This window comes from Vulcaniibacterium gelatinicum, assembly GCF_008033445.1.
Taxonomy (GTDB): domain Bacteria; phylum Pseudomonadota; class Gammaproteobacteria; order Xanthomonadales; family Xanthomonadaceae; genus Vulcaniibacterium_B; species Vulcaniibacterium_B gelatinicum.
Window position 1 is genome coordinate 1 of the sequence record NZ_VNKO01000012.1, and the last position, 20,804, is coordinate 20,804.

Annotated in this window: 20 protein-coding genes; all 20 read left to right on the top strand. The window is 72.7% G+C overall.

Annotated elements, in window-relative coordinates; all coding sequences use genetic code 11:
- The first annotated feature begins 127 nt into the window (after positions 1–127).
- The 20 genes from FPV26_RS08220 to FPV26_RS08310 all read left to right on the top strand — a co-directional run bounded on the left by FPV26_RS08220 (position 128) and on the right by FPV26_RS08310 (position 20,630).
- Complete coding sequence (locus tag FPV26_RS08220; RefSeq protein ID WP_147653402.1) at positions 128–1,327, top strand: type II secretion system F family protein; 1,200 nt, start codon at positions 128–130, stop codon at positions 1,325–1,327.
- Between the two features lie 20 nt (positions 1,328–1,347).
- Positions 1,348–1,803 (top strand): type II secretion system major pseudopilin GspG, encoded by a 456-nt coding sequence (gspG, locus tag FPV26_RS08225; RefSeq protein WP_147653403.1) that lies wholly within the window; start codon positions 1,348–1,350, stop codon positions 1,801–1,803.
- Entirely contained in the window at positions 1,772–2,209 is a 438-nt protein-coding gene (locus FPV26_RS08230) for a prepilin-type N-terminal cleavage/methylation domain-containing protein (protein WP_147653404.1), read from the top strand. The genes gspG and FPV26_RS08230 overlap by 32 nt, the downstream gene beginning before the upstream one ends.
- On the top strand, positions 2,199–2,618 hold the full coding sequence (locus FPV26_RS08235) for a prepilin-type N-terminal cleavage/methylation domain-containing protein (RefSeq protein WP_147653405.1): 420 nt from the start codon (positions 2,199–2,201) through the stop codon (positions 2,616–2,618). Before FPV26_RS08230 ends, FPV26_RS08235 begins: the two co-directional genes overlap by 11 nt.
- A 2-nt stretch (positions 2,619–2,620) precedes the next feature.
- Positions 2,621–3,232 carry a PulJ/GspJ family protein gene (locus tag FPV26_RS08240; protein ID WP_147653406.1) on the top strand — a complete coding sequence of 204 codons (612 nt, stop codon included), beginning with the start codon at positions 2,621–2,623 and terminating at the stop codon, positions 3,230–3,232.
- 13 nt (positions 3,233–3,245) lie between these two features.
- Positions 3,246–4,343: a type II secretion system minor pseudopilin gene (locus FPV26_RS08245; RefSeq protein ID WP_181952598.1), complete on the top strand. Its 1,098-nt coding sequence runs from the start codon at positions 3,246–3,248 to the stop codon at positions 4,341–4,343.
- A complete protein-coding gene (locus FPV26_RS08250) occupies positions 4,282–5,337 on the top strand; it encodes a hypothetical protein (protein WP_147653408.1) in 1,056 nt (351 codons plus the stop codon). Before FPV26_RS08245 ends, FPV26_RS08250 begins: the two co-directional genes overlap by 62 nt.
- Entirely contained in the window at positions 5,337–6,005 is a 669-nt protein-coding gene (locus FPV26_RS08255) for a hypothetical protein (RefSeq protein ID WP_147653409.1), read from the top strand. The genes FPV26_RS08250 and FPV26_RS08255 overlap by 1 nt, the downstream gene beginning before the upstream one ends.
- Entirely contained in the window at positions 6,002–6,481 is a 480-nt protein-coding gene (locus FPV26_RS08260; RefSeq protein ID WP_147653410.1) for a hypothetical protein, read from the top strand. The genes FPV26_RS08255 and FPV26_RS08260 overlap by 4 nt, the downstream gene beginning before the upstream one ends.
- Before the next feature lie 46 nt (positions 6,482–6,527).
- The gene (locus tag FPV26_RS08265; protein WP_147653411.1) at positions 6,528–8,864 is read left to right on the top strand and encodes a secretin N-terminal domain-containing protein; all 2,337 of its coding nucleotides are present in this window, start codon (positions 6,528–6,530) and stop codon (positions 8,862–8,864) included.
- A 341-nt stretch (positions 8,865–9,205) separates the two neighbouring features.
- Positions 9,206–10,636: a hypothetical protein gene (locus FPV26_RS08270; protein WP_147653412.1), complete on the top strand. Its 1,431-nt coding sequence runs from the start codon at positions 9,206–9,208 to the stop codon at positions 10,634–10,636.
- Positions 10,637–10,838: 202 nt separating this feature from the next.
- Positions 10,839–11,945, top strand: coding sequence for an acyltransferase family protein (locus FPV26_RS08275; RefSeq protein WP_181952599.1), 1,107 nt, complete (start codon positions 10,839–10,841; stop codon positions 11,943–11,945).
- Between the two features lie 81 nt (positions 11,946–12,026).
- Positions 12,027–13,178: a cystathionine gamma-synthase gene (locus FPV26_RS08280; RefSeq protein ID WP_246109244.1), complete on the top strand. Its 1,152-nt coding sequence runs from the start codon at positions 12,027–12,029 to the stop codon at positions 13,176–13,178.
- A 12-nt stretch (positions 13,179–13,190) separates the two neighbouring features.
- Positions 13,191–14,024, top strand: a complete 834-nt coding sequence (locus tag FPV26_RS08285) for an ABC transporter permease (protein WP_147653415.1) — start codon at positions 13,191–13,193, stop codon at positions 14,022–14,024.
- Complete coding sequence (locus FPV26_RS08290; RefSeq protein WP_147653416.1) at positions 14,014–15,393, top strand: ABC transporter ATP-binding protein; 1,380 nt, start codon at positions 14,014–14,016, stop codon at positions 15,391–15,393. The genes FPV26_RS08285 and FPV26_RS08290 overlap by 11 nt, the downstream gene beginning before the upstream one ends.
- Complete coding sequence (locus FPV26_RS12925; RefSeq protein WP_147653417.1) at positions 15,393–16,616, top strand: hypothetical protein; 1,224 nt, start codon at positions 15,393–15,395, stop codon at positions 16,614–16,616. The genes FPV26_RS08290 and FPV26_RS12925 overlap by 1 nt, the downstream gene beginning before the upstream one ends.
- 2 nt (positions 16,617–16,618) lie before the next feature.
- Positions 16,619–18,205, top strand: coding sequence for a glycosyltransferase family 4 protein (locus tag FPV26_RS08300; RefSeq protein ID WP_147653418.1), 1,587 nt, complete (start codon positions 16,619–16,621; stop codon positions 18,203–18,205).
- A gap of 1 nt (position 18,206) precedes the next feature.
- On the top strand, positions 18,207–19,268 hold the full coding sequence (locus FPV26_RS08305) for a glycosyltransferase family protein (RefSeq protein WP_147653419.1): 1,062 nt from the start codon (positions 18,207–18,209) through the stop codon (positions 19,266–19,268).
- Between the two features lie 35 nt (positions 19,269–19,303).
- Positions 19,304–19,444, top strand: coding sequence for a hypothetical protein (locus tag FPV26_RS12645; protein ID WP_181952600.1), 141 nt, complete (start codon positions 19,304–19,306; stop codon positions 19,442–19,444).
- A 4-nt stretch (positions 19,445–19,448) separates the two neighbouring features.
- The gene (locus FPV26_RS08310; protein WP_181952601.1) at positions 19,449–20,630 is read left to right on the top strand and encodes a phytanoyl-CoA dioxygenase family protein; all 1,182 of its coding nucleotides are present in this window, start codon (positions 19,449–19,451) and stop codon (positions 20,628–20,630) included.
- The last annotated feature ends 174 nt before the right edge of the window (positions 20,631–20,804 follow it).

Sequence of the window (20,804 nt, forward strand, 5' to 3'; positions counted from 1 at the left end):
GTTCGGGCGTGATGGGGAGAATCCGACGTGGGGACCATGCTCAGTCACGGTCGCAAGACCCAGGCGCAATCGGTCGCCCACGTCGGCTCTCGACGCCTACCCTCTCAGAAACTCAAGAGATAAGGCGATGCTGTTCCGCTACGAGGCGATAGACCCCTCCGGCAACAAGGTCTCCGGCAGCCTCGACGCGCCGGGCGAGCGCGAGGCCGCGCGGCTGCTGGCGGGGCAGGGGCTCACCGTGTTCGCCCTGCGCGAGCAGAAGCCCGGCCTGCTGTCCTCGCGCCGCCGCCGCCGCGCCTCCACGCGCGAGCTGCAGCTGGTGCTGCAGGAGTTCACCACCCTGCTCGAATCCGGCGTGGCGCTGGTGATCGCGCTGTCGTCGCTGGCCAAGTCCAGCCACCATCCGCAGCTGACCGCGGCGTTCGCGGACATGGAACGCGCGGTGCGGCGCGGCGAGAGCTTCAGCGCCGCGCTGCGGCAGTCGCAGTTGCCGGTACCCGAATACGTGCACCAGCTGGTGCACGCCGGCGAGGCCACCGGGCGGCTGGCCGAATCCCTGCGCAGCGGCGTGGAGCAGTTCGAGTACGACCAGCGCGTGTCCGCGGAGCTGCGCTCGGCGCTGGTCTATCCGACGGTGCTGGTGGGTTCGGGCATCGCCGCGGTGGCGATCATCTTCCTGTGGGTGGTGCCGCGCTTCGGCGGCCTGCTGACCCAGCACGGCGACCGCATGCCCGCGCTTTCGCGCTGGACCATCGGCACTGGCGTGTGGCTGAGCGAACACGCCTGGTGGGTCGGGCTGGCGCTGCTGGCGGCGGTCGTCGCCCTGCGCACGCTGTGGCGGCAGCCGGGCGTGCGCGACCTGTTCGCCGAGCGCGCCGCGGCACTGCCGGTGCTGGGCGACTGGCTGGTGGAGGCCGAGGTGGGGCGCTGGTCGAGCACGCTCTCGGCGCTGCTGGCCGGGCGGGTGGAGCTGATCCGGGCCCTCGGGCTGGCCGCCGGCTCGGTGCGGCTGGCGTTCCTGCGCAACCGCCTGGCGCAGGTGGCCAAGGCGGTGAAGGGCGGTTCGACCCTCTCGGCGGCCCTGCGCGAGCACCGCGCGCTCAACCCCACCGGCTACGACCTGGTCGCGGTGGGCGAGGCCAGCGGCGAGCTGCCCAAGCTGCTGGCCGCGCTCGCGCGCCTGTACGAAACCACCGGCCGGGACCGCATGAAGCGTGCGCTACAATTGATCGAACCGCTGGCGATCATCGTCATCGGCGCGGTGATCGGCGTGATCGTCACCGCCATCATCCTGGCGATCACCAGCGTCAACGACGTGCCCCTGTGACGCCGACTCCCGGAGCCCGCATGCCCGCATCCGCGACCCACCGCGCCCCCCGCCCGCCGGCCGGCTTCACCCTGCTCGAGATGCTGGTGGTGCTGGTCATCATCGGCCTGATCGCGAGCCTGGTCGGCCCGCGCCTGTTCAGCCGCGTGGACGCCTCCAAGGTGCAGGTGGCCGAGACCCAGGTGCGCATGCTGCGCGGCGCGGTGGAGACCTTCCGCCTCGAGGTCGGCCGCCTGCCGACCGTGGAGGAGGGCCTGGAGGTGCTGACCAAGCCGCCGGCCGACCCGCGCACCAGCGCGCGCTGGCGCGGGCCGTACCTGGACGAGGCGGTGCCCGCCGATCCCTGGGGCAACCCCTACCAGTACGCCATCCCCGGCCGTGACGGCATGCCCTTCGCGCTGTATTCGCTGGGCGCGGACGGCAAGCCCGGGGGCGAGGGCAACGATGCCGACATCGGCTTCCTGCCCGCGCAGTGACGCGCGCCCGGCGATCCGGCGGGCGGCCGGCTTCACCCTGCTCGAGCTGCTGATCGTCCTCGCCTTGATCGCGATGGCCGCGGCCGTGGTCGCGCCCCGCCTGCAGCGCACCTACGAGGCCATCGCCGGCAGCGGCGAGCGTGCCGAGGTCGTGCGCCAGCTGCAGCGCCTGCCGCTGCTGGCGCGCGATGCCGGCGCGGCGATCGAGGTCCCGGTGCAGGGCGGCGCCGCGCGCCTGGCGGAGCTGCTGGCCCTGCCCGAGGGCTGGAGCGTGAGTCCGTTGCAGCCGCTGCGGGTGGAAGCCAGCGGCGTGTGCCATGCGGCGCGGCTGCGTGTGAGCGGGCGCGGTGTGGCCGAGGTCTGGGCGTTGTCGCCGCCGGATTGCGGGGTGGGCGATGCACCGTAAGCGCATCGCCGGGTTCTCGCTGCTCGAGGCGATCGTCGCCCTGGCGATCCTGGCCGCGGCGGGGCTGGCGCTGTTCGCGGCGATGTCGCAGTCGCTGCAGATGGCGGCCCGCGCCGAGCGCGCGCGCGAGGTGGACGCGGCCCTGCGCAACGCCCTGGCCTGGATGGAACGGGTCAATCCGATGGAGACGCCGCAGGGCGAACAACCACTGGGCGCGTTCGTGCTGCGCTGGCAGGCCGAGCCGGTGGAGCCGCCGCGCGACGGTGCCTCGGGCTACCTGCACCCGGGCCTGTACAAGGTCGGCCTGTACCGCGTGACCCTGCAGCTGTGGCGCGCGGGCCGGCTCGAGCGCGAAGCCACGCTGCGCCGCGCCGGCTACCGCCAGGTCCGCCAGCCGCCCCGGGTGTAGCCATGCGCGCGCCCCGCACCGCCGCCGGATTCACCCTGCTCGAGGCGATCGTCACCCTGGTGATCGTCTCGCTGCTGGTGACCTTGCTGATGCAGGCGCTGGGCCAGTCGCTGCGCCTGCGCGAACGCCTGCTGCACTACGCCGGCGAGACCCGGCGCGCCGCGCTGCAGGAGGCCTGGTTCCGCGACAGCGTCGCGGGTGCGGTGGCGGACCTGCCGGATGCGCTCGGGCCGATGCGCGGCGGCGCCGAATCACTGGAGCTGGTGAGCGCCGCGCCGCTCGGCGGCGGCAGCCTGCAGCGGGTGCGCTGGACCTTGCGCAGGGAGTCGGGCGGGTTCGCGCTGCACTACGCCGATGCCACCTGGCCGGACCTGGTGGTGCTCCCCGGCCCGCTGCGCGAGGCCGCGTTCGACTATCTCGACGCGCAAGGCCAGTGGCAGCGCGAATGGGCGCCCGAGTGGACGCCGCCCGCGCTCGCGCCGCCGCTGCTGCCGCGCATGGTGCGGCTGCGGGCCACCACCGCCGCCGGCGGCGAACTGCTGTGGCTGGTGCCGATCGCGAGCGAGGGCAAACTGCCGGAGATGCTCAAGCCGGAGGCGCCCAGTGGCCTCTAGGGAAGGCCCGAACATGCCGTCATCCCGGCGGCGGCTGTGTCCCGGGCGGGCGCCCGGCGGCCGGCGCGGGCGTCAGTCCGGCTTCGTGCTGGCGGTGACGCTGTGGCTGCTGGCCGCGATCGCGGTGGCGGTCGGGCTGATGACGCTGTGGGCGCTGCAGGAAGTGCGCGAGGCCACCGTCGCGCGCGAGCGCACCGAGGACGTCCTGGCCATGCACGGCACGCGCGACACCGTGCTGTACCTGGCCGCCACCCGCGACCTCACCCTCGCCGGCCTGCCCACGCGCGCACTCGCCGACGACGAACGCGCGATCCGCCTGCTGGACGAGTTCGGCGCGTTCAAGCACGACCCGGTCGGCGGCGAGCTGCGGCTCGACGGCCAGCCCTACGCCGGCCTGGGCCATGCGGTGTTCGCGCTGCAGGACGAGGCCGGGCTGTTCCCGCTGGTCTGGCCCACGCCGGAGGCGCTGGATGCATTCCTGCTGGCGCAGGGCGTGGAGCGCGAGCAGGTGCCGCGCCTGCGCGATGCGTTGCTGGACTACATCGACCTGGACACCCTGCGCCGCCTCAACGGCGCCGAGGCGCGCGAGTACGAGCTCGAGAAACGCCCGCCGCCGCCCAACCGCCGCCTGCTGCTGCCCGGCGAGGCCCTGCGCGTGCTCGGCTGGGAGCAGTTGCCGGCCGCGCGCCGGCAGGCGCTGCCGGACCTGGTCAGCACCTTCCACGGCACTGCGGTCAACCTCAACACCATGCCCGAGGCGCTGCTGCCGATCTGGATCCCCGGGTGCCCGGAGAACTGCACCGCGCTGGTGGAGCGGCGCCGGCAGCGTCCGTTCACCTCCAGTTTCGAGTTGCAGAACCTGCTCGGCATCCGCCTGCCCGGCGACGACGGCGTCGACTACCGCTATCTCGCCTCCGAGCATCTGCGCCTGACGTTGTGGGGCCGGACGGGCAGTGCCTGGCGCATCCATGTACGATTGACGCCCTTCGCGGACCAGGCGGCGCCCTGGTCCGTGCTCGCCGCCTATCCGGTTCCCCGTCCCGCCCTGCATGCACCTGCGCAAGACCCTGGCAGCGATCTTTTCGCCGACGCGGCGTCTGATCGGCCCTGACCCCGCCACGCTGCAGCGCGGCGGGCCGCTGGGCGCGCTCGAATGGGTGGTGCCGCGGGCCGAGTGCCATTACCGCCGCCTGGACTTCGCCGCGTTGCCGGCGCGGCAGCGTCCGGCCGCGGCGCGCATCGCCGCCGCCCGCCACGAACCGGTGGCCGGGGCCGCGGCCTGCATCGCCTGGACCGGCCCGGTCGCGCACGTCTGGTACTGGCCGCAGCCGCAGCCGGCGGCGGGCGGCGAGGAGACGCGCTGGATCCCGGAAACCCTGTTGCGCGCGCCGCCGGCCGCCGACGGCCCGCGCCTGCTGCGCCTGCTGCGCGGGTTCGAGGGGCAGTTGTGGCGCGAGCGGCAACTGGTGTGCAGCCAGTGGTGGCCGCAGTTGCCCGACCTGGAGGACTGGCGCCGCTTCCTGCGCGCCTGCGGCCTGGGCACCGAAGAGCTGCACGCGGTGCCCGAGCCGGTCACCGAGCCCTGGGTGGAGACGCCTTGGGCCGACCTGCGTCGTGGCCTGCTCGGTTCCCCGGCGGCCGTGGAGCGGCTGGCGTGGACGGGCGGCCTGGCGGTGCTGGCGCTCGCCCTGGGCTGGCAGCTCGCGGCGCAGGCGACCTGGGCCGCGGCGCACCGCGACCTGCAGGCCCGGATCGAGGCCCTCCGCGCCCGCGCCACGCCGCTGCTCGACGCGCGTGAGCGCGCCGAGGCCGCGCGCCAGGCGCTGGAGGAGTTCAGCAGCTTCCAGCGCGGCGTGAACGACTACGCCCTGATGGCCGAGATCGCCGCGCGCCTGCCCAAGGATTCCCGGTTCGCCGCCTGGCATCGCGAAGGCGTGCGCCTGCAGGTGTCGGTGCGCTCGCCCGATGCCGACCCGCGCCATTTCGTCGCCGCCTTCGACAAACACCCCCGGCTGGCCGACGTGGTCGCCACGCCCGCCGAGGCCGGCGTGATGCGGCTGGACTTCACCCTGCCGGGCGGCCCGGCGCCGGAGCCGCGCCAGTGATGCGGGCGCAATGGGAGCGGGTGCGCCAGGAATGGCGACAGAACCGGCGGCTGCGGCTGGCCACGCTGGTGGTCGTGCTGATCCTGGGCCTGCATGCCGTGCTCGGCCTCTCCGACCGCCGGCAGGCGCTGGCGCGCGAGTACGCGCGCGACGCCGAGCTGCTGGCCCGGCTCGAGGCGGTGAGCCGCGAACGCGCCTGGCCGACCCGGGCGCGCGCCGCGGAAGGGCTGCTGGCGGCCGTGCGCAAGTCGGTGCCGGCCGCGCGCAGCCCCGGCCTGGCCCAGGCGGAAGTGCAGGCCTGGCTCACCGAGCAGGCGACCCAGGCCGGCCTGCAGGAGCCGCGCGTGCGGGTGGAAGACACCGTGGACGTGCCCGGGCACCCCGACCTGTGGCAGGTGCTGGCGCGGCTGGACGCGAACGTGCCGGCCGGCCCGGAATCGCTCCAGGGCTTCCTGCGCGCCCTCGCCGAGGCCCTGCCGTGGGTGCAGGCCGAACGCCTGGAGATCACCGAGGCCATGCCCACGCGGCTGGGGCTGGTGGTGCGCGCCTACTACCGCAAGGCGACCGAGGCCGAGGCGCAGGCTGCCGAAGCCGCCGAAGCGGCCGCCGGTAGCCAGGGCGGCGCTGCTCCGCCCCCCCCGGCCGTGCCCGGAGGGGCGACGCCATGAAGCCGCTGCTGCGCCCCCTGCTGGTGATCGCCGGCGCGCTGCTCACGGGTGCGTTGGCCTACCTCGGCTTCGGCGCCCGTCCGCCGGCGCCCCAAGCCGCCCGGCCGGTCGCGGACGCCTGGCGCCTGCCCAAGCCGCCCACTGCGGACCTGGCCGCCGCCGAGGCCGCCTGGCAGGTGCACACGCCCTGGGGCGCGCCGCCCCCGCCCGCCGGCAGCACCGAGCCGCCGCCCCCCCCGCCGCCGGTGCCGGTGGGGGTGATCCGCGTGCGCGGCGGTGTCGAGGCCCTGTTCGTCCAGCCCGGCGTCGGTGAGCAGCGTGTGCGCGTCGGCGGCAAGCTGGCCGACGGCGGCCGGGTCACCGCGATCAAGGGCTTCCGGGTGGAATGGGTGGACGGCGAGGGCCGCCGCTTCCGGCGCGAGCTGTTCGCCGATCCGCCGCAGCCCATCCCGGTCGGCGAGGCCGACGGCCGCTGAGCCGGCCACCTTCCTTCTTCAAATGTCGAGTGGAAAGCGCAGTCCCATGAACGTCACCGTCCCGCCCCACCGCCACCCCGTCGCGCCGCGTCCGTCGGCGCGGCCGCCGGTGGCCCGGCCGACGACGGCCTTCGTCGCGGCGCTGCTCGCCGGCATCCTGGCCGGCTGCGCGACCAGGCCGCCGCGCTTTCCCGAGCCGCTGCGCGCGCCCAAGCAGGAGGCGCCGCAGGCCGAGGTGCTGACCCAGGACCAGGGCGCCGGCGGGCGCACCCGTCCGCGCATCGAAGAGGGGCCGAAGATCGAACGCCCGGCCACCGCCCAGCCGCAGCAGGCCGCCGCGGCCGAGATCCCGCCGATCCCGGCCAAGAAGCCGGTGTCGCTGGTGCTCGACGGCGTGCCGCTGCCGACCTTCATCAACGTCGTGTTCGGCACCGAGCTGGGCTTTGCGATCGAGATCGACCAGGCGGTGCGCAACCGCACCGACCTGGTCAGCCTGCGCCTGACCGAGCCGACCCCGCCCGAGCGCCTGTACGCGATCGCGGTGGAGGTGCTGAGGAACTACGGCGTGCAGGTGCGCGAGCTCGGCGGCGTGCTGCGCTTCTTCCCGCCGCCGACCACCGCCGGCATGCCGCAGGTGGTGGTGGCGCGCTCGACCGCGGAAGTGCCCTACAGCCAGCGCCCGGTGTTCGTCGCCATGCCGCTCGACGCGGCCGTGCCGGGCCAGATCGCCGGCGTGCTGCGCAACATCTTCGGCGCCCAGTCGAACGTGACCCTGACCGAGCTGCCGGAGCAGAACGCGCTGCTGATCAGCGGCCCGCCGGACGCGGTGCAGGCGACGATGGAGGCGGTGGACGCGCTCGACCGCGCCGCGCTCGGCGACAAGCGCTCGCTGCGCATCAACCCGCTGTACCTGCCGGCCGAAGTGCTGGCGAAGGAGCTGCGCGAGGTGGTGGCCGCGCAGGGCTACAGCGTGCGCCTGGGGCCGGGCACCTCGGGCGTGCTGACCTTCGTGCCGGTGGCCTCGGCCAACGCGCTGATTCTGTTCAGCGAATCCGACGAGGCCCTGCGCGTGGCCGCCGAATGGGCCGAACGCCTGGACCAGCCCAGCGACGCCAGCGCCGGCGACGGTGGCGTATACCTCTACGCCGCGCGCCACACCACGGTGGAGACGCTGGTGCCGGTGCTGGAGGCGCTGATCGGCGGCACGGTGCCGGGGGGAGGTGTGGGCAGGGGCGGCGCGGGTAGTGCGCCGTCGCCAGGTGGTGAGATGGCGGCGCCGCCTCCACAGGCCCAGGGCGCCTCGCCGCGTAACGTGAGCGTCATCAGCGGCCAGGGCGCGCAGCTCGCCGTGGACCCGGTGCGCAACGTGATCGTGTTCCAGGGCGACGCCCAGCGCTGGCGCGCGATCCAGGGCGTGCTCGCGCGCCTGGACCAGCCGGCGCGGCAGGTGGTGATCGAGGTGACCGTGGCCGAGGTCACCCTCACCGACGAGTTCGAGCACGGCATCGAGTGGGCGCTGCGCAACATCAACTTCGCCGGCATGTCCGGCCCGGTGACCGCCCTGCGCGGCGGCGAGCCCAACAGCGGCGGCCTGGTGTGGCGCGCGCTGTCCGGCTCGGGACAGGTCAGCGCGCTGGTCAACCTGTTCGCGCGCGACAGCCGGGTCACGATCCTGTCCACCCCGCGCCTGCTGGTGAAGAGCGGCGAGCAGGCCAGCATCGACGTCGGCACCGAGGTGCCGGTGATCACCCAGCAGGCCACCGCGCCCGACCTGCCGCGCAACCAGCCTTCGATCCTGCAGTCCATCCAGTACCGCAAGACCGGCGTGCTGCTGAACATCCAGGCGGTGGTGCACTCGGGCCAGCGGGTGGACCTCAAGCTCACCCAGGAAGTGAGCGAGGCCACCACCACCGACACCAGCGAGATCCCCTCGCCGAGCATCTTCAGCCGCCGCCTGACCACCAGCCTGAGCCTGGCCGACGGCGAGAGCATGCTGCTCGGCGGCCTGATCTCCTCCAGCCGCAGCGACGGCAAGACCAAGGTGCCGCTGCTCGGCGACGTGCCGCTGGTCGGGCGCCTGTTCCAGAACCGGCGCAAGTCCGGCACCCGCACCGAGATGCTGATGCTGATCACGCCCTACGTGGTCGAGGACGCGGGCCAGGCCCGGGCGATCACCGACGCCATCCGCGAGCGGTTCGGGAGCGAAACCAGCCCGCGCTGGCTCCGCCCGCGCCCGCAGCCCGCACCGGCCGCCCCGCCGGCCCCGGCCCCGGCCCCCGCGGTGCCGCCCGCCGACGAGCGTACGCAGCCCGCCGATGGGCGCGCTGCCCCGTCGTCGCCCCCTGCACCGGCCACCCCTGCCGCGCAGGGGCGGCAGCCCTAGTCCCGGGGCGCTGCCCGGGGCTGCGCCTGGAAGCGTGAATCCCGTAGCGATTCGATGCTGCGCCGCCCCGAAACTGAACGCCCGGCCCGAAATTTCTTCTTAACGAGCCATTGACGTTTGAAAAACGCGCGTACTACCATCGGCGGGCGTTTGGGGACTGCGCAGTGCTAGAGCATGCGCAGGAAGGGGGAGGTTCTCGAACGGGTTCGGCGGGTCACGACGACTCCACCGCCCGGGAAGGAGCCGAACCCGGTGCCGGCGCCGGCACGCGCGTGCAGGCGGTGGGCGGTGTCCAGACGAATGCTGTTCCAAACACCATTCCTAAGCTTAGGAGCAATTGAATGAGTCTCAACAAGAATGCTCTGTCGATCGCGATCGCCGGCGCACTCGTCTTCGCCGCCTCCAGCGCGCATGCGGCGGTGACGCTGGGCGTGACCCCGACCAACACTCCGGTCACGGTGGCCACCGAAGCGTTCGGTACCGCCGACGCCTCCGGCACGACCTTCACCAACGCGGGCAGTGCGCTCGACATCATCACCCCGGTGAACTACGCCTTCTCCAACGGCGAAGTGCGCTATGCGCGCATCGAGTGCCCCTCGAACGTGAAGTTCAACGCCGGTTCGGCGGTGAGCTACACCGATGGCGGCGGCGGTGTCGGCACGGTCGCGCTGGGCGCGATCAACGGCCTGGGCACCAATGTGATCTTCTTCTCCGTGACCGCCACGGCGGCCGGCGTGGGTGACAACGCGCTCGATCGCTTCACGATCAACGGCGACCGCACCATCACCCTCGGCTCGGCGGCGAGCTGCTCCTACTCGCTGTACGACCAGCCGTCGCAGGCCCAGGCCGGCGGCAGCAACGGCCGCATCACCGTCACCAGCGGTGCCTACATCAACTTCGCCTCGGGTTACACCTTCTTCACCAACGGCCAGCAGACCCTGACGGCCGACGTCGAGGCCAACACCGGCGCGTTCACCAAGTTCACCTCCGCCGGCCCGGTCAGTGCCACCCTCGGCCGCCTGACTGCGATGCGCTACGACAACGCGCCTGGCGTGCAGATTGACGAGGACGGTCTGGACATTGACCTCACCGATATCTTCGGTGCGACCACCTCGATCAACGTGGCAGGCGATTTCAGCTTCGTGACCGGTCTGGCCAATGCGTTCCTGGCCAGCGACACGGCCTGCGCCACGGTCGTTGCCGGCGGTTCGGCCGACGCGCTGACGGCGACTGCCGCTTCGTTCACGGTGGGCTCGACCGCGCATCTGGCCGGTGCCGACGTCTACCTCTGCGTGGCGCCGAACACCACGACGCCGATTCCGGCTGGCAGCTACAACGCCACGCTGAACGCCGTGGTCGCCAACCCCGCCGAGTACTCGGCGGTCAGCACCGGTCCGCTGGCGGCCGGCTCCATCGTCCGCAACGGCACCCAGCTGCAGGCGCCGCTGGTGCAGCTCCCGAGCGGCTGGCTGAGCCGCATGGTCCTGACCAACACTGGCTCGGCGGCGCGTCCGTACACGATCACGGTGCAGGGTGAGAGCGGCAACACGATCACCACCAACGGCGCCAACCTGACCGGCACCGTGCCGGCCAATGGCACGATCGTGGTGGATCTGAACACCGTGCTGACCGGCTTCACCGGTTCTCCGCGCGCCACCCTGAACGTGACGGTTGCCGGCCCCAACAGCCAGATCCAGGGTCTGTACCAGATCGTGAATCCGGCCAGCGGCTCGATCAGCAACCACGTGATGGTGCGTCCGGGCACCAACTGATCGGTTCCCTCGGTCAGTGCTTGATCGGAAAGGCCCGCTTCGGCGGGCCTTTCCTTTTTCCGAAGGACCTGCGCGGACGGAGACGGGCCAGGCCGGGGATGGCGCGGCCCGGGGTGTCATGTCCGGTCACGCGCTGTCATCATCACGGGCCGGCGCCAACGGATGCCCAGTGATGCCCCGAGCCCTTGCGGCCGCCCTTGCCATGCCTTTGCACCGTGCTGCTTTCTGGCCGCTGTTCCTCGGCCGCCCCCGCACCCGTCAGGATCACCTCGATGCGCTCGATGGGTTGCGCGGGCTGGCGGTGCTGATCGTGCTCGCCTCGCACCTGTCCAATGCCGGACTGCTGCCCGCGCCGGGGTTGTCCGGGACGGGCAAGAGCGGGGTGTACCTGTTCTTCGTGCTGAGCGCGTTCCTGCTCACGCGCGCGCTGCTGCAGCGAACACCGGCGGGCTTTGCCGATGCCCGCCTGTGGGCGGACTACGCCCTGCGACGGGTGCTGCGGATCTGGCCGCTGTACCTCGTGGTCCTGCTCGGGAGCTGGGCGCTGACCGGGGCGGGCATCAGCGGCTGGCACTACCAGCTCGACACGGGGGCGCTGGGACGACACCTGCTCCTGCGCGAGGGGCAGAGCGTGCTGTGGAGCATCCCGGTCGAGTTCACTTTCTACTTCTGGCTGCCCCTGGTCGCTCTGGCCCTGGCCTGGACCCAGGCGCGGCGCTGGCCGCTGTGGGCGGAGGGGGTGGCCGCCGGGCTGGCGTTGGCGCTGGCGACCTGGTGCTGGCCGCCGTCGCAGACGGAGGTCAACGACGTGCGGCTGGGGCCGTATCTGGTGGTGTTCCTGTGCGGTGCGTTCGCGGCGCGGTTGGATCACCGGTTGCAGGCGGGGAAGGCACACTGGGCGGCCTGGGGCGTGGCGGGGCTGCTGGCGGCGGCGGCGGTCGTGGTCACCGTGCCGGCGCTGTGGTCATGGCTCAGAGGGGCGGATTTTGCGGGGGACGTCAATCACACGTGGTTCGTGTTCTTCGGGCTGGTCTGGTCGGTGCTGCTGCTGGCGATCCTGCACGGGCCACGCTGGCTGCGCGCTCCGTTCGGGTCCGCGCCGATGCGCCTGGTGGGGGTGGTGAGCTTCAGCGCCTATCTGTGGCACATGCCGGTGCTCGATGGGTTGCGCGCCGCGGGGGTGGAGCGTTGGCCGCTGCTGGCCCCGTGGCTCGTGCTCGCGGCCGTACTGGGGGTCTCCATGGCCTCGTTCCTGCTGTTCGAGCGGCCGTGGCGCGAGATCCGCATCCGGCCGCGATGCCGGGCCTGAGTCTGCGCGTGTCGCGGCATCGGCGGGTGGGGCAGGCGCTTCGGTATGATGCCGGGGTTTGACCCGCCCCCACGGAGCCCCATGGCGCATCGTCCCGGCACCCTCGCCATCCATGCCGGCCAGTCGCCCGATCCGGCGACCGGCGCGGTGATGACGCCGATCTACGCGACCTCGACCTACGCTCAGTCCAGCCCGGGCGTGCACCAGGGCTATGAGTACTCGCGCAGCCACAACCCCACCCGCTTCGCCTACGAACGCTGCGTGGCGGCGCTGGAGGGCGGCACGCGCGGCTTCGCCTTCGCCTCGGGCTTGGCGGCGACGTCCACGATCCTGGAGCTGCTCGATTCGGGCAGTCACGTGATCGCCATGGACGATGTCTACGGCGGCACCTACCGGCTGTTCGAACGGGTACGCCGCCGCTCGGCCGGGCTCGACTTCAGCTGGGTGGACCTGACCGATCCGGCCGCGTTCGAGGCCGCGATCCGGCCGCACACGCGCATGGTCTGGATCGAAACGCCGACCAACCCGCTGCTGAAGTTGGTGGACATCGCGCAGATCGCGGCGATCGCGCGCCGGCGCGGACTGCTCGTGGTGGTGGACAACACCTTCGCCTCGCCGATCCTGCAACGCCCGCTGGAACTCGGTGCGCACATCGTCATGCACTCGGCGACCAAGTACCTCAATGGTCATTCCGACATCGTCGGCGGCATGGTCGTCGTCGGTGACGACGTCGAGCTGGCGGAAAAACTTGCCTTCCTGCAGAACGCGGTCGGCGGCGTCCAGGGCCCCTTCGACAGCTTCCTCGCCCTGCGCGGCCTGAAGACCCTGCACCTGCGCATGCGTGCCCACTGCGAGAACGCGCAGGCACTTGCGGAGTGGCTGCAGGCGCATCCGGCGGTCGAGCAGGTGGCGTACCCGGGGCTGGCCGCGCATCCACAGCATGCGCTGGCGTGCAGGCAGATGCACGGCTTCGGCGGCATGGTGTCGATCTGGCTCAAGGGCGGCTTCGAGGCGGCGCGACGGCTGTGCGAGCGCACCGAACTGTTCACGCTGGCCGAGTCGCTCGGCGGCGTGGAAAGCCTGATCAACCATCCGGCGGTGATGACCCACGCCTCGGTGCCCGTCGAGCGCCGCGCGGCGCTGGGCATCGGCGACGACCTGGTGCGCCTGAGCGTGGGCGTGGAGGATGTGGCCGACCTGCGCGAGGATCTGGCGGCCGCGCTCGGCGGCTGACCCGGCAGTGCGATGACCACCGCGTCCACGTCGTTCCCCGCCGGGTTGCCGCATCTCGTCGCGTCGTTGCGCCACCACCGCGGCCTGATCCGGCAGCTCGTCCGCCAGGAGATCGTCGGCCGCTACCGCGGCTCGTTCATGGGCCTGGCCTGGAGCCTACTCACGCCGATCCTGATGCTGCTGATCTACACGTTCGTGTTCAGCGTGGTGTTCGGCGCACGCTGGGGCGGGCTGCCGCAGGGAGGCAAGGCCGCCTTCGCGGTGGTGCTGTTCGCCGGCATGGCGGTGTTCAACGTGTTCGCCGACGTGGTGGTGCGGGCGCCCACGCTGGTGGTGGCCAACGCCAATTACGTCAAGCGGGTGGTGTTCCCGCTCGAGGTGCTGCCGGTGGTGCAGATGGGCAATGCCCTGTTCCACTTCGGGGTGAGCCTGCTGGCGTGGCTGGTGGCGGCGTGGCTGGTGCTCGGCGGCGTGCCGTGGACCGCGTGGCTGCTGCCGCTGGTGCTCGGGCCGCTGGTGCTGGGCACGCTGGGCCTGGCCTGGCTGCTGGCTTCGCTGGGCGTGTTCGTGCGCGACCTGGCGCAGACGGTGGGCCTGCTGGTCACCGCGCTGCTGTTCCTGACTCCCATCTTCTATCCGCTCGAGGCGATCCCGCCCGAGTACCGCGCCTGGTTCGGGCTCAATCCGCTCGCGCACGTGGTCGAACAGGCGCGCGCGCTGCTGATCGCGGGCGAGGTGCCGGGCGCGGGCGAGCTGGCGCTGGCGTGGGTGGTGGGCGTGCTGGCGATGTGGCTGGGCTTCGCCTGGTTCCAGAAGACGCGCAAGGGGTTCGCCGATGTCCTCTGAGCGCGTGGCCATCGCGGTGCGCGGACTGGGCAAGTGCTTCCCGGTCTATGCGCGGCCGTCCGACCGCCTGCGCCAGTTCGTGCTGCCGCGGGTGCAGCGCTGGGCGGGGCTGGCGCCGCGCCGCTACTACGAGGAGTACTGGGCGCTGCGTGACGTCTCCTTCGAGGTGCGCGCCGGCGAGCAGCTCGGCATCGTCGGCCGCAACGGCGCCGGCAAGTCCACCCTGTTGCAGCTGATCTGCGGCACGCTCACGCCGACCACGGGCACGGTGGAGGTCGCCGGCCGCGTCGCCGCGCTGCTGGAGCTGGGCGCGGGCTTCAACCCGGAACTGACCGGCGCCGAGAACGTGTTCCTCAACGGCAGCGTGCTCGGGCTGAGCCAGCAGGCGCTGGAGGCGCGCTTCGACAGCATCGTCGCCTTCGCCGACATCCCCGGGTTCATCGACCAGCCGGTCAAGCACTATTCCAGCGGCATGTTCATGCGCCTGGCGTTCTCGGTCGCGGTGCACGTGGAGCCGGACGTGCTGGTGGTGGACGAGGCGCTCGCGGTCGGCGACGAGGCCTACCAGCGCAAGTGCCATGCGCGCATCCGCCGCCTGCGCGACGCCGGCGCCACGATCCTGTTCGTCTCGCATTCGGCCGGCCATGTGACCGAGGTCTGCGACCGCGCGCTGCTGCTCGACCGCGGCGAGCTGCTGTGCATCGGCCGCGCGCGGGACGTGGTGGCGCGCTACCAGAAGCTGCTGTACGCGCCGGCGGAACGGCAGCAGGAAGTGCGCCAGGCGATCAGGGGCGAGACGGGCCGGTGGCCGGCCGATGAGGCCGGGGCGGCCGGCGCTTCGGCGCCGGCGACGGTGGCTGCGGTGGCGCGCAGCACGTCCGACGAACCGTACTGGGACGAGGGGCTGGTGCCGAAGAGCACCGTGGTCTATCCGCCGCGCGGCTGCACCATCGAGGATGCGCGCATCGAAACCCCGGAGGGCGCGCGCGTGAACGTGCTGCGCCCCGGCGACGAGTACGTGTTCGCCTACCGCGCCTGCTTCGACGCGCCGGCGGTCGGGGTGCGCTTCGGCATGATGGTGCGCAGCCTGACCGGCGTGGAGCTGGCGGGCGCGGTCAGCCATCCGGCGTCGCGGCCGCTGGAATTCGTGGCTTCGGGCAGTCGGGTGGAGGTGCGCTTCCGCTTCCGTAACCGGCTCAACGCCGGCACCTATTTCCTCAACGCCGGGATCGTCGGCATGCAGGGCGAGACCGAAACCTACCTGGCGCGCTACGTGGACGTGGCGATGTTCCGGGTGCTGCGCGATCCGGAGGCGCTGGCCACCGGCTTTGCCGATCTGGGCGTGCAGCCGCAGGTGGAGGCCGGCTGATGGCGGCCGCGACCGGCGGACTCGATGCGGTGCTGGTGCTGGGCATGCACCGCTCCGGCACCTCGGCGGCGACGGGTGCGCTGGCGCGGCTCGGCCTGCATCTGGGCGAGCGCCTGGTGCCGGCCGCGGACGACAACCCGGCGGGCTATTTCGAGCACGCCGACGCGGTGGCGGCCAACGAGGATCTGCTCGACGCGCTGGACCGCAGCTGGGACGACGTGCGCGCGCTGCCGCCGGGCTGGCTGCACTCGCCGGCCGCCGATGCCGCGCGGGCGCGGATCCGCGATGAAACCCTGGCCGGGCTCGCGCCCCATGCGCCGTGGGCGCTCAAGGATCCGCGCCTGTGCCGCTTGCTGCCGCTGTGGCGGCCGTTGCTGGAGGCGGCCGGCGTGCGCGCCGGCGCGCTGTTCGTGCTGCGGCATCCCGACGAGGTCGCGGCCTCGCTGCAGGCGCGCGACCGGCTGCCGGCGGCGCTGGCGCACCTGCTGTGGCTGCGCCACGTGCTGGAGGCCGCGGAAGGCTCGGCGGGCATGCCGCGCGCGACGCTCACCTACGCGCGCCTGGTCGAGGATCCGGCGCGGGCGCTGGGCGAGGCAGCGGCGCGGCTGGGGCTGGCGCTGGCGGTGGACGCGCACGCACTCGCCGGTTTCGTGCGTGCCGACGCGCGCCATCATGCGGTGGCGGAGGCCGCCGCGCGCGATCCGTGGCATGCGCTGGCGCTGGAGGCGTACGCGGCGCTGGCGGCGGACGAACCGGCGTGGTCACAGCTGGACGCCGTGCGGGTGCGCTTGGAGGCGCAACTGGCGCAGGACGGGACGTGGGTGGAACTGGCCGGCGCGACCCTGCGCGCGGCCGACGTCCGCCGCCGCGCGCTGGCGGCGCAGGCGGTGGCCACCGAGGCACGGCTGCACCAGGCGCTGGACGCGGTGACCGCGCAGTCGCTCGAGCGGCTGGCCACGATGCAGACCTTGCGCGGCGAGCTGGACGAGACCCAGCGCGCGCTGGCGCGGGTGGAGGCCTTGTCACTGGAACGCCTGGCGGAGATGGAGCGGCTCGACCGCGAGCTCGGGGAGGCGCGTGTCCGGATCCAGGAGACGTCGGCCGCCCTGGCCGCCATGGAGGCCAGGACGCAGTTGGCCGAGGCGCGCCTGGCGCGGATCGAGTCCACCTGGTGGTGGAAGACCGCGCAGCGCGTGCGCCGCCTGTGGCGGCGCGGGGGCTGAGCGTGGCGCATCGTTTCGGACTGGACTCGCTGGTGGTGCGCGAGGGCCGCTTCTACGGCTGGGGCTGGTTCCTGGACGACGCCGCGCGCGCGGTGCAGTGCGAGCTGCGCCTGCCGCTGCGCGACGGCGGCGAGCAGGCGGTCACCTGCGTGCCGGGGGGCACCCGCGAGGACCTGCGCCGGGCCTATCCGCAGGTGCCGCACGCGGTCTCGTCCGGATTCCTGCTGCAGGGCAAGCTGCGTGACGCGCTCGATCCGCAGCGGCCGGCCCGGCTGGTGGCCACGCTCGCCAACGGCGAGGTCCGCTATTGCGAGGTGCATCGCCTGCCGCACCCGGCCACGGCCGGCGGCGCGCTGCGGCGGGCGCTGGGCAAGTGGCGGCGCGAAGGGGGGCGGGCGTTGCTGGCGGCGCTGCGCGCGCGGGGGCAGGCGCGGTTGCATGGCGCCTGGGCGCGACGGCGCCTGCTGGGGCGGCTGCGGCGCTGGGGCGCGCGGCCGCTGACCCTGGTGATCGACCACGGCATGGGCGGGGGCGCCAACCGCTACCGCCACGCGCTGGTGGATCGCCTGGCGGCGGCCGGGCCGGTGCTGGTGCTCGCGCCGGTGCTGCACGAGCTGCAGTACCGGCTCGACCTGCATGCGGACGGGCGATCGCTCGAATGCCGGCTGCCGCGCCTGCCGGACCTGCTGGCGCTGCTGCAGCGCCTGCCGCGCCTGGACATCCAGGTCAACGAGCTGGTGTCCTACGACGACCCGCTGGCGCTGCTGGACTGGCTGCGCGTGCAGCGTGCGCGCGGCGCCGGCGAACTGGTGTTCCACCTGCACGACTACCACGCCGCCTGTCCGGCCTGGACCCTGGTGGACCACACCGGCGCCTACTGCGGCGTACCCGACACCGACGTGTGCCGGCGCTGCCTGCCGGCCAACACCGCCAACACCATGGGCTTCACTCCGGGCGTGACCGTGCCGCAGTGGCGCGCGGCGTGGGGGCCGTTCCTGCAGGACTGCGACCGCATCGTCGCATTCTCGCAGGCGTCGGCGGAGATCCTGGCCAAGGCCTACCCGCGGCTGCCGCGCGAGAAGATCACCGTGCAGCCGCACACCGTGGACGCGAGCCGGCTGCGCCCGGTCCGGCCGCATCCGGGCCCGCCGCTGGTGATCGGCGTGGTCGGCCACATCAGCGCCGCCAAGGGCGCGCTGGTGCTGCGCGACATGGCGCGGTTGATCCGCGAGCGCGGGCTGCCGATGCGCATCGTGGTGTTCGGCACGCTCGAACACCACGACGTGGCCGACGGCATCGAGGTGCTGGGCGAGTACGTCGCCGCCGAGCTGCCCGACCTGCTCGAACGGCAGCGGGTGGGCGTGTGCCTGCTGCCGTCGGTGTGCGCCGAGACCTACTCCTTCGTCACCGACGAGCTGATGGCGATGCGGGCGCCGCTGGCGGTGTTCCCGATCGGCGCCCCGGCCGAACGCGTGGCCCACTACAATCGCGGGCTGGTCATCAGCCGGATCGATGCGGCGACCGCGCTCGACGAGATCGCCGCCTTCGCCGCGCGCGTGCTGCCCGCCGCGGCTCCACCAGGACAGTGAAATGGGAAAGACAGTCGCCTTCACCTCCGCGGCGGTGAACTACCTGCCCAAGGTGCGCAAGCTCTGCGCCTCGATCCGCCGCTACCACCCCGAGTTCGAGATCGTGCTCGCGCTCGCCGACGAGAAGGCCGCCGGGGTGGAGTTCGGCGCCGAGCCGATCGACCGCGTGATCGCCGTGGACGAGCTGCCGATCCCGGACCGCCGGCGCTGGATCTACTTCCACACCATCGTCGAGCTGGCCACCGCGATCAAGCCGTTCGTGCTGTGCGAGCTGCTGGCCGACCCGGAAGTGGACCGGGTGCTGTACTTCGACCCGGACATGGTGCTGTTCTCGCGCCTGGACGACCTGCTGGCCGCGCTCGACGGTTCGAACCTGGTGCTCACCCCGCACCTGACCAGGCCCGAGGCGACGCTGGAGGCGGTGCGAGACAACGAGATCAGCGCGCTCAAGCACGGCGTGTACAACCTCGGCTTCCTCGGCGTGCGTCCCACGCCCGAAGGGCAGCGCTTCGCACGCTGGTGGGCCGACCGCATCTACCACTTCTGCGTGGCCGACATCCCCGGCGGCCTGTTCACCGACCAGCGCTGGATCGACCTGGCGCCGGCGTTCTTCGACGGCGTGGGCATCCTCAAGAACCCGCGCTTCAACGTCGCCACCTGGAACATCACCACCCGCCAGGTCGCCGGCGACCTGGCCTCCGGCTTCACCGTGGACGGCGAGCCGCTCGGCTTCTACCACTTCACCGGCTTCGACAGCGGCGCGCACAAGGTGATGGCCGACAAGCACGGCGCCGGCAACCCGGCGGTGGCGGCGCTGGTGGCGTGGTACGCGCACGAGGCGCGCTTCGACGCCGACGAGCCGGCGGCGCAGGTGGCCTGGCGCTACGGCCGCTACAGCGACGGCACGCCGATCCCGCTCGGGCACCGCCGGCTGTACCGCGCGCGCCCCGACCTGCAGGCAGCGTATCCGGACCCATTCGACGCCACTGGTTTGCTGCGCTGGATGAACACCCAGGGGGCGATCGAGCACCCGGAGTTCTGCGCAAAAAAAGCCCATGGCTGAGTCGGGCGGCGCGGCGCATCCGCCACCTGTGCCGCGTGCTCGCACTCAGCCTGACCGATGCCGAGGCCCGCAGGGCGCGCCGCGAGGTGCTCGCCCGCACCATCACCGAGCGGGGATGGCGCGGCGCCCTGCAGCTGATCCTGAAAGGACGGGACGATGGGAATCTTCTCCAATGACTTGATGGTCGAATGGACCTGCTACGAACGTGTCTCCGGGCTGCTGCGCGCGTTGATCGCGCTGCCGCAGGCGGGGGTGCCGGCAACGCTGCGGGTCACGGTGGACGGCGCCGAGATCCATGCCGCGCCGGCGGTGCCGAAGTCGGACGGCCGCGTGCACGTCAACTTCCACACCCATCTGCTCGCCGACGGCGAGCACACGTTCGGCCTGCAACTGACCCAGGGCGGGCGCCGCTGGACCGCGCGTGCGCGCTACCGGGTCTGCAACGACGGCGGCGTCGCCGGGCAGGTGCGCGCGGCGTTGCGCGCGCACGGCGTGCCGCTGGTGTTCCAGGGCGATTGCGACGCTTCCCATTACGCGGCGGCGCAGGCCGGCCTGGTCCACTGGGTGGACGCGCCCGACGCCGAGGCGCGGATCGCGGCCAAGGCGGCCGACGGCACGGTGACCGCCAACGAGGCGGAACTGCTGCGCCGCTTCGTCCGCGACGGCTTCGTGATCCTGGACGCGCCGCTGCCGGAGCCGATGGTGGAACGCGCCAATGCGGCGCTGGATCAGGCCATCGCGCAGGGCTACCAGGGCTACCGCTACGGCGACAGCACCCGCCTGGAGCAGATGCACGTGCACTTCCCGGCGATCCGCGACATCTGGCTGTATCCGCCGGTGCACCGGTTCCTGTCGCTGGTGTTCGAGGCGCCGTCGCGGCCGTGTCAGTCGCTGGTGTACGTGTTCGGCAGCCAGCAGGACGCGCACCAGGACACCATCCACCTCACGCCGTTCCCGGCCGGGATGATGTGCGGGGTGTGGATCGCGCTGGAGGACGTGCGCCCCGGCTCCGGCGAACTGGTCGTGTATCCGGGCAGCCACCGCCTGCCGCGGGTGTACATGCACCAGGTCGGCTGCGCCAAGGTGGAGGGCGACTGGAGCGAGTTCGGCGCCAAGGTGGTGGGCCGCTGGGCCGGGCTGCTGCGCGAGAGCGGCATCGAGCCGGTGCCGTACCTGGCGCGGCGCGGCCAGATCCTGGTCTGGCACGAGAACCTGATGCACGCCGGCAGCGTCCGCCGCGATCCGTCGCTGTCGCGGCGCTCGGTGGTGACGCACAACTTCGCCGAAGGGGCGATCGCCTACTACGACTCCTCCGGCGACGTCGGCTACATCCACCCCGAGCCGGTGCCGGGCGCGGGCTGATCTCAGCGCGTCGCGGCTGGCCCGGCGGGGGCACTGCGCCAGGTGGGGCGTGATGGGCGGCAGGTCGCTGAATAGGGCGTTGTGATCCGGCCGCCGATCAGTGGCCGGAGACCGGCGATCGAGTGTGACGGCGTTCGAGGAAACGAGGCCGGACGGACTTATGATCCTTGACAT

Coding starts and splice junctions, on each gene's coding strand:
- FPV26_RS08290 (WP_147653416.1), top strand. CDS start 14,014: ATGTCCTCTGAGCGCGTGGCCATCGCGGTGCGCGGACTGGGCAAGTGC.
- FPV26_RS08275 (WP_181952599.1), top strand. CDS start 10,839: ATGCCTTTGCACCGTGCTGCTTTCTGGCCGCTGTTCCTCGGCCGCCCC.
- FPV26_RS08310 (WP_181952601.1), top strand. CDS start 19,449: ATGGTCGAATGGACCTGCTACGAACGTGTCTCCGGGCTGCTGCGCGCG.
- FPV26_RS08245 (WP_181952598.1), top strand. CDS start 3,246: ATGCCGTCATCCCGGCGGCGGCTGTGTCCCGGGCGGGCGCCCGGCGGC.
- FPV26_RS08305 (WP_147653419.1), top strand. CDS start 18,207: ATGGGAAAGACAGTCGCCTTCACCTCCGCGGCGGTGAACTACCTGCCC.
- FPV26_RS08220 (WP_147653402.1), top strand. CDS start 128: ATGCTGTTCCGCTACGAGGCGATAGACCCCTCCGGCAACAAGGTCTCC.
- FPV26_RS08270 (WP_147653412.1), top strand. CDS start 9,206: ATGAGTCTCAACAAGAATGCTCTGTCGATCGCGATCGCCGGCGCACTC.
- FPV26_RS08280 (WP_246109244.1), top strand. CDS start 12,027: ATGGCGCATCGTCCCGGCACCCTCGCCATCCATGCCGGCCAGTCGCCC.
- FPV26_RS08265 (WP_147653411.1), top strand. CDS start 6,528: ATGAACGTCACCGTCCCGCCCCACCGCCACCCCGTCGCGCCGCGTCCG.
- gspG (WP_147653403.1), top strand. CDS start 1,348: ATGCCCGCATCCGCGACCCACCGCGCCCCCCGCCCGCCGGCCGGCTTC.
- FPV26_RS08260 (WP_147653410.1), top strand. CDS start 6,002: ATGAAGCCGCTGCTGCGCCCCCTGCTGGTGATCGCCGGCGCGCTGCTC.
- FPV26_RS08240 (WP_147653406.1), top strand. CDS start 2,621: ATGCGCGCGCCCCGCACCGCCGCCGGATTCACCCTGCTCGAGGCGATC.
- FPV26_RS08285 (WP_147653415.1), top strand. CDS start 13,191: ATGACCACCGCGTCCACGTCGTTCCCCGCCGGGTTGCCGCATCTCGTC.
- FPV26_RS08250 (WP_147653408.1), top strand. CDS start 4,282: ATGCACCTGCGCAAGACCCTGGCAGCGATCTTTTCGCCGACGCGGCGT.
- FPV26_RS08235 (WP_147653405.1), top strand. CDS start 2,199: ATGCACCGTAAGCGCATCGCCGGGTTCTCGCTGCTCGAGGCGATCGTC.
- FPV26_RS08255 (WP_147653409.1), top strand. CDS start 5,337: ATGCGGGCGCAATGGGAGCGGGTGCGCCAGGAATGGCGACAGAACCGG.
- FPV26_RS08230 (WP_147653404.1), top strand. CDS start 1,772: ATGCCGACATCGGCTTCCTGCCCGCGCAGTGACGCGCGCCCGGCGATC.
- FPV26_RS12925 (WP_147653417.1), top strand. CDS start 15,393: ATGGCGGCCGCGACCGGCGGACTCGATGCGGTGCTGGTGCTGGGCATG.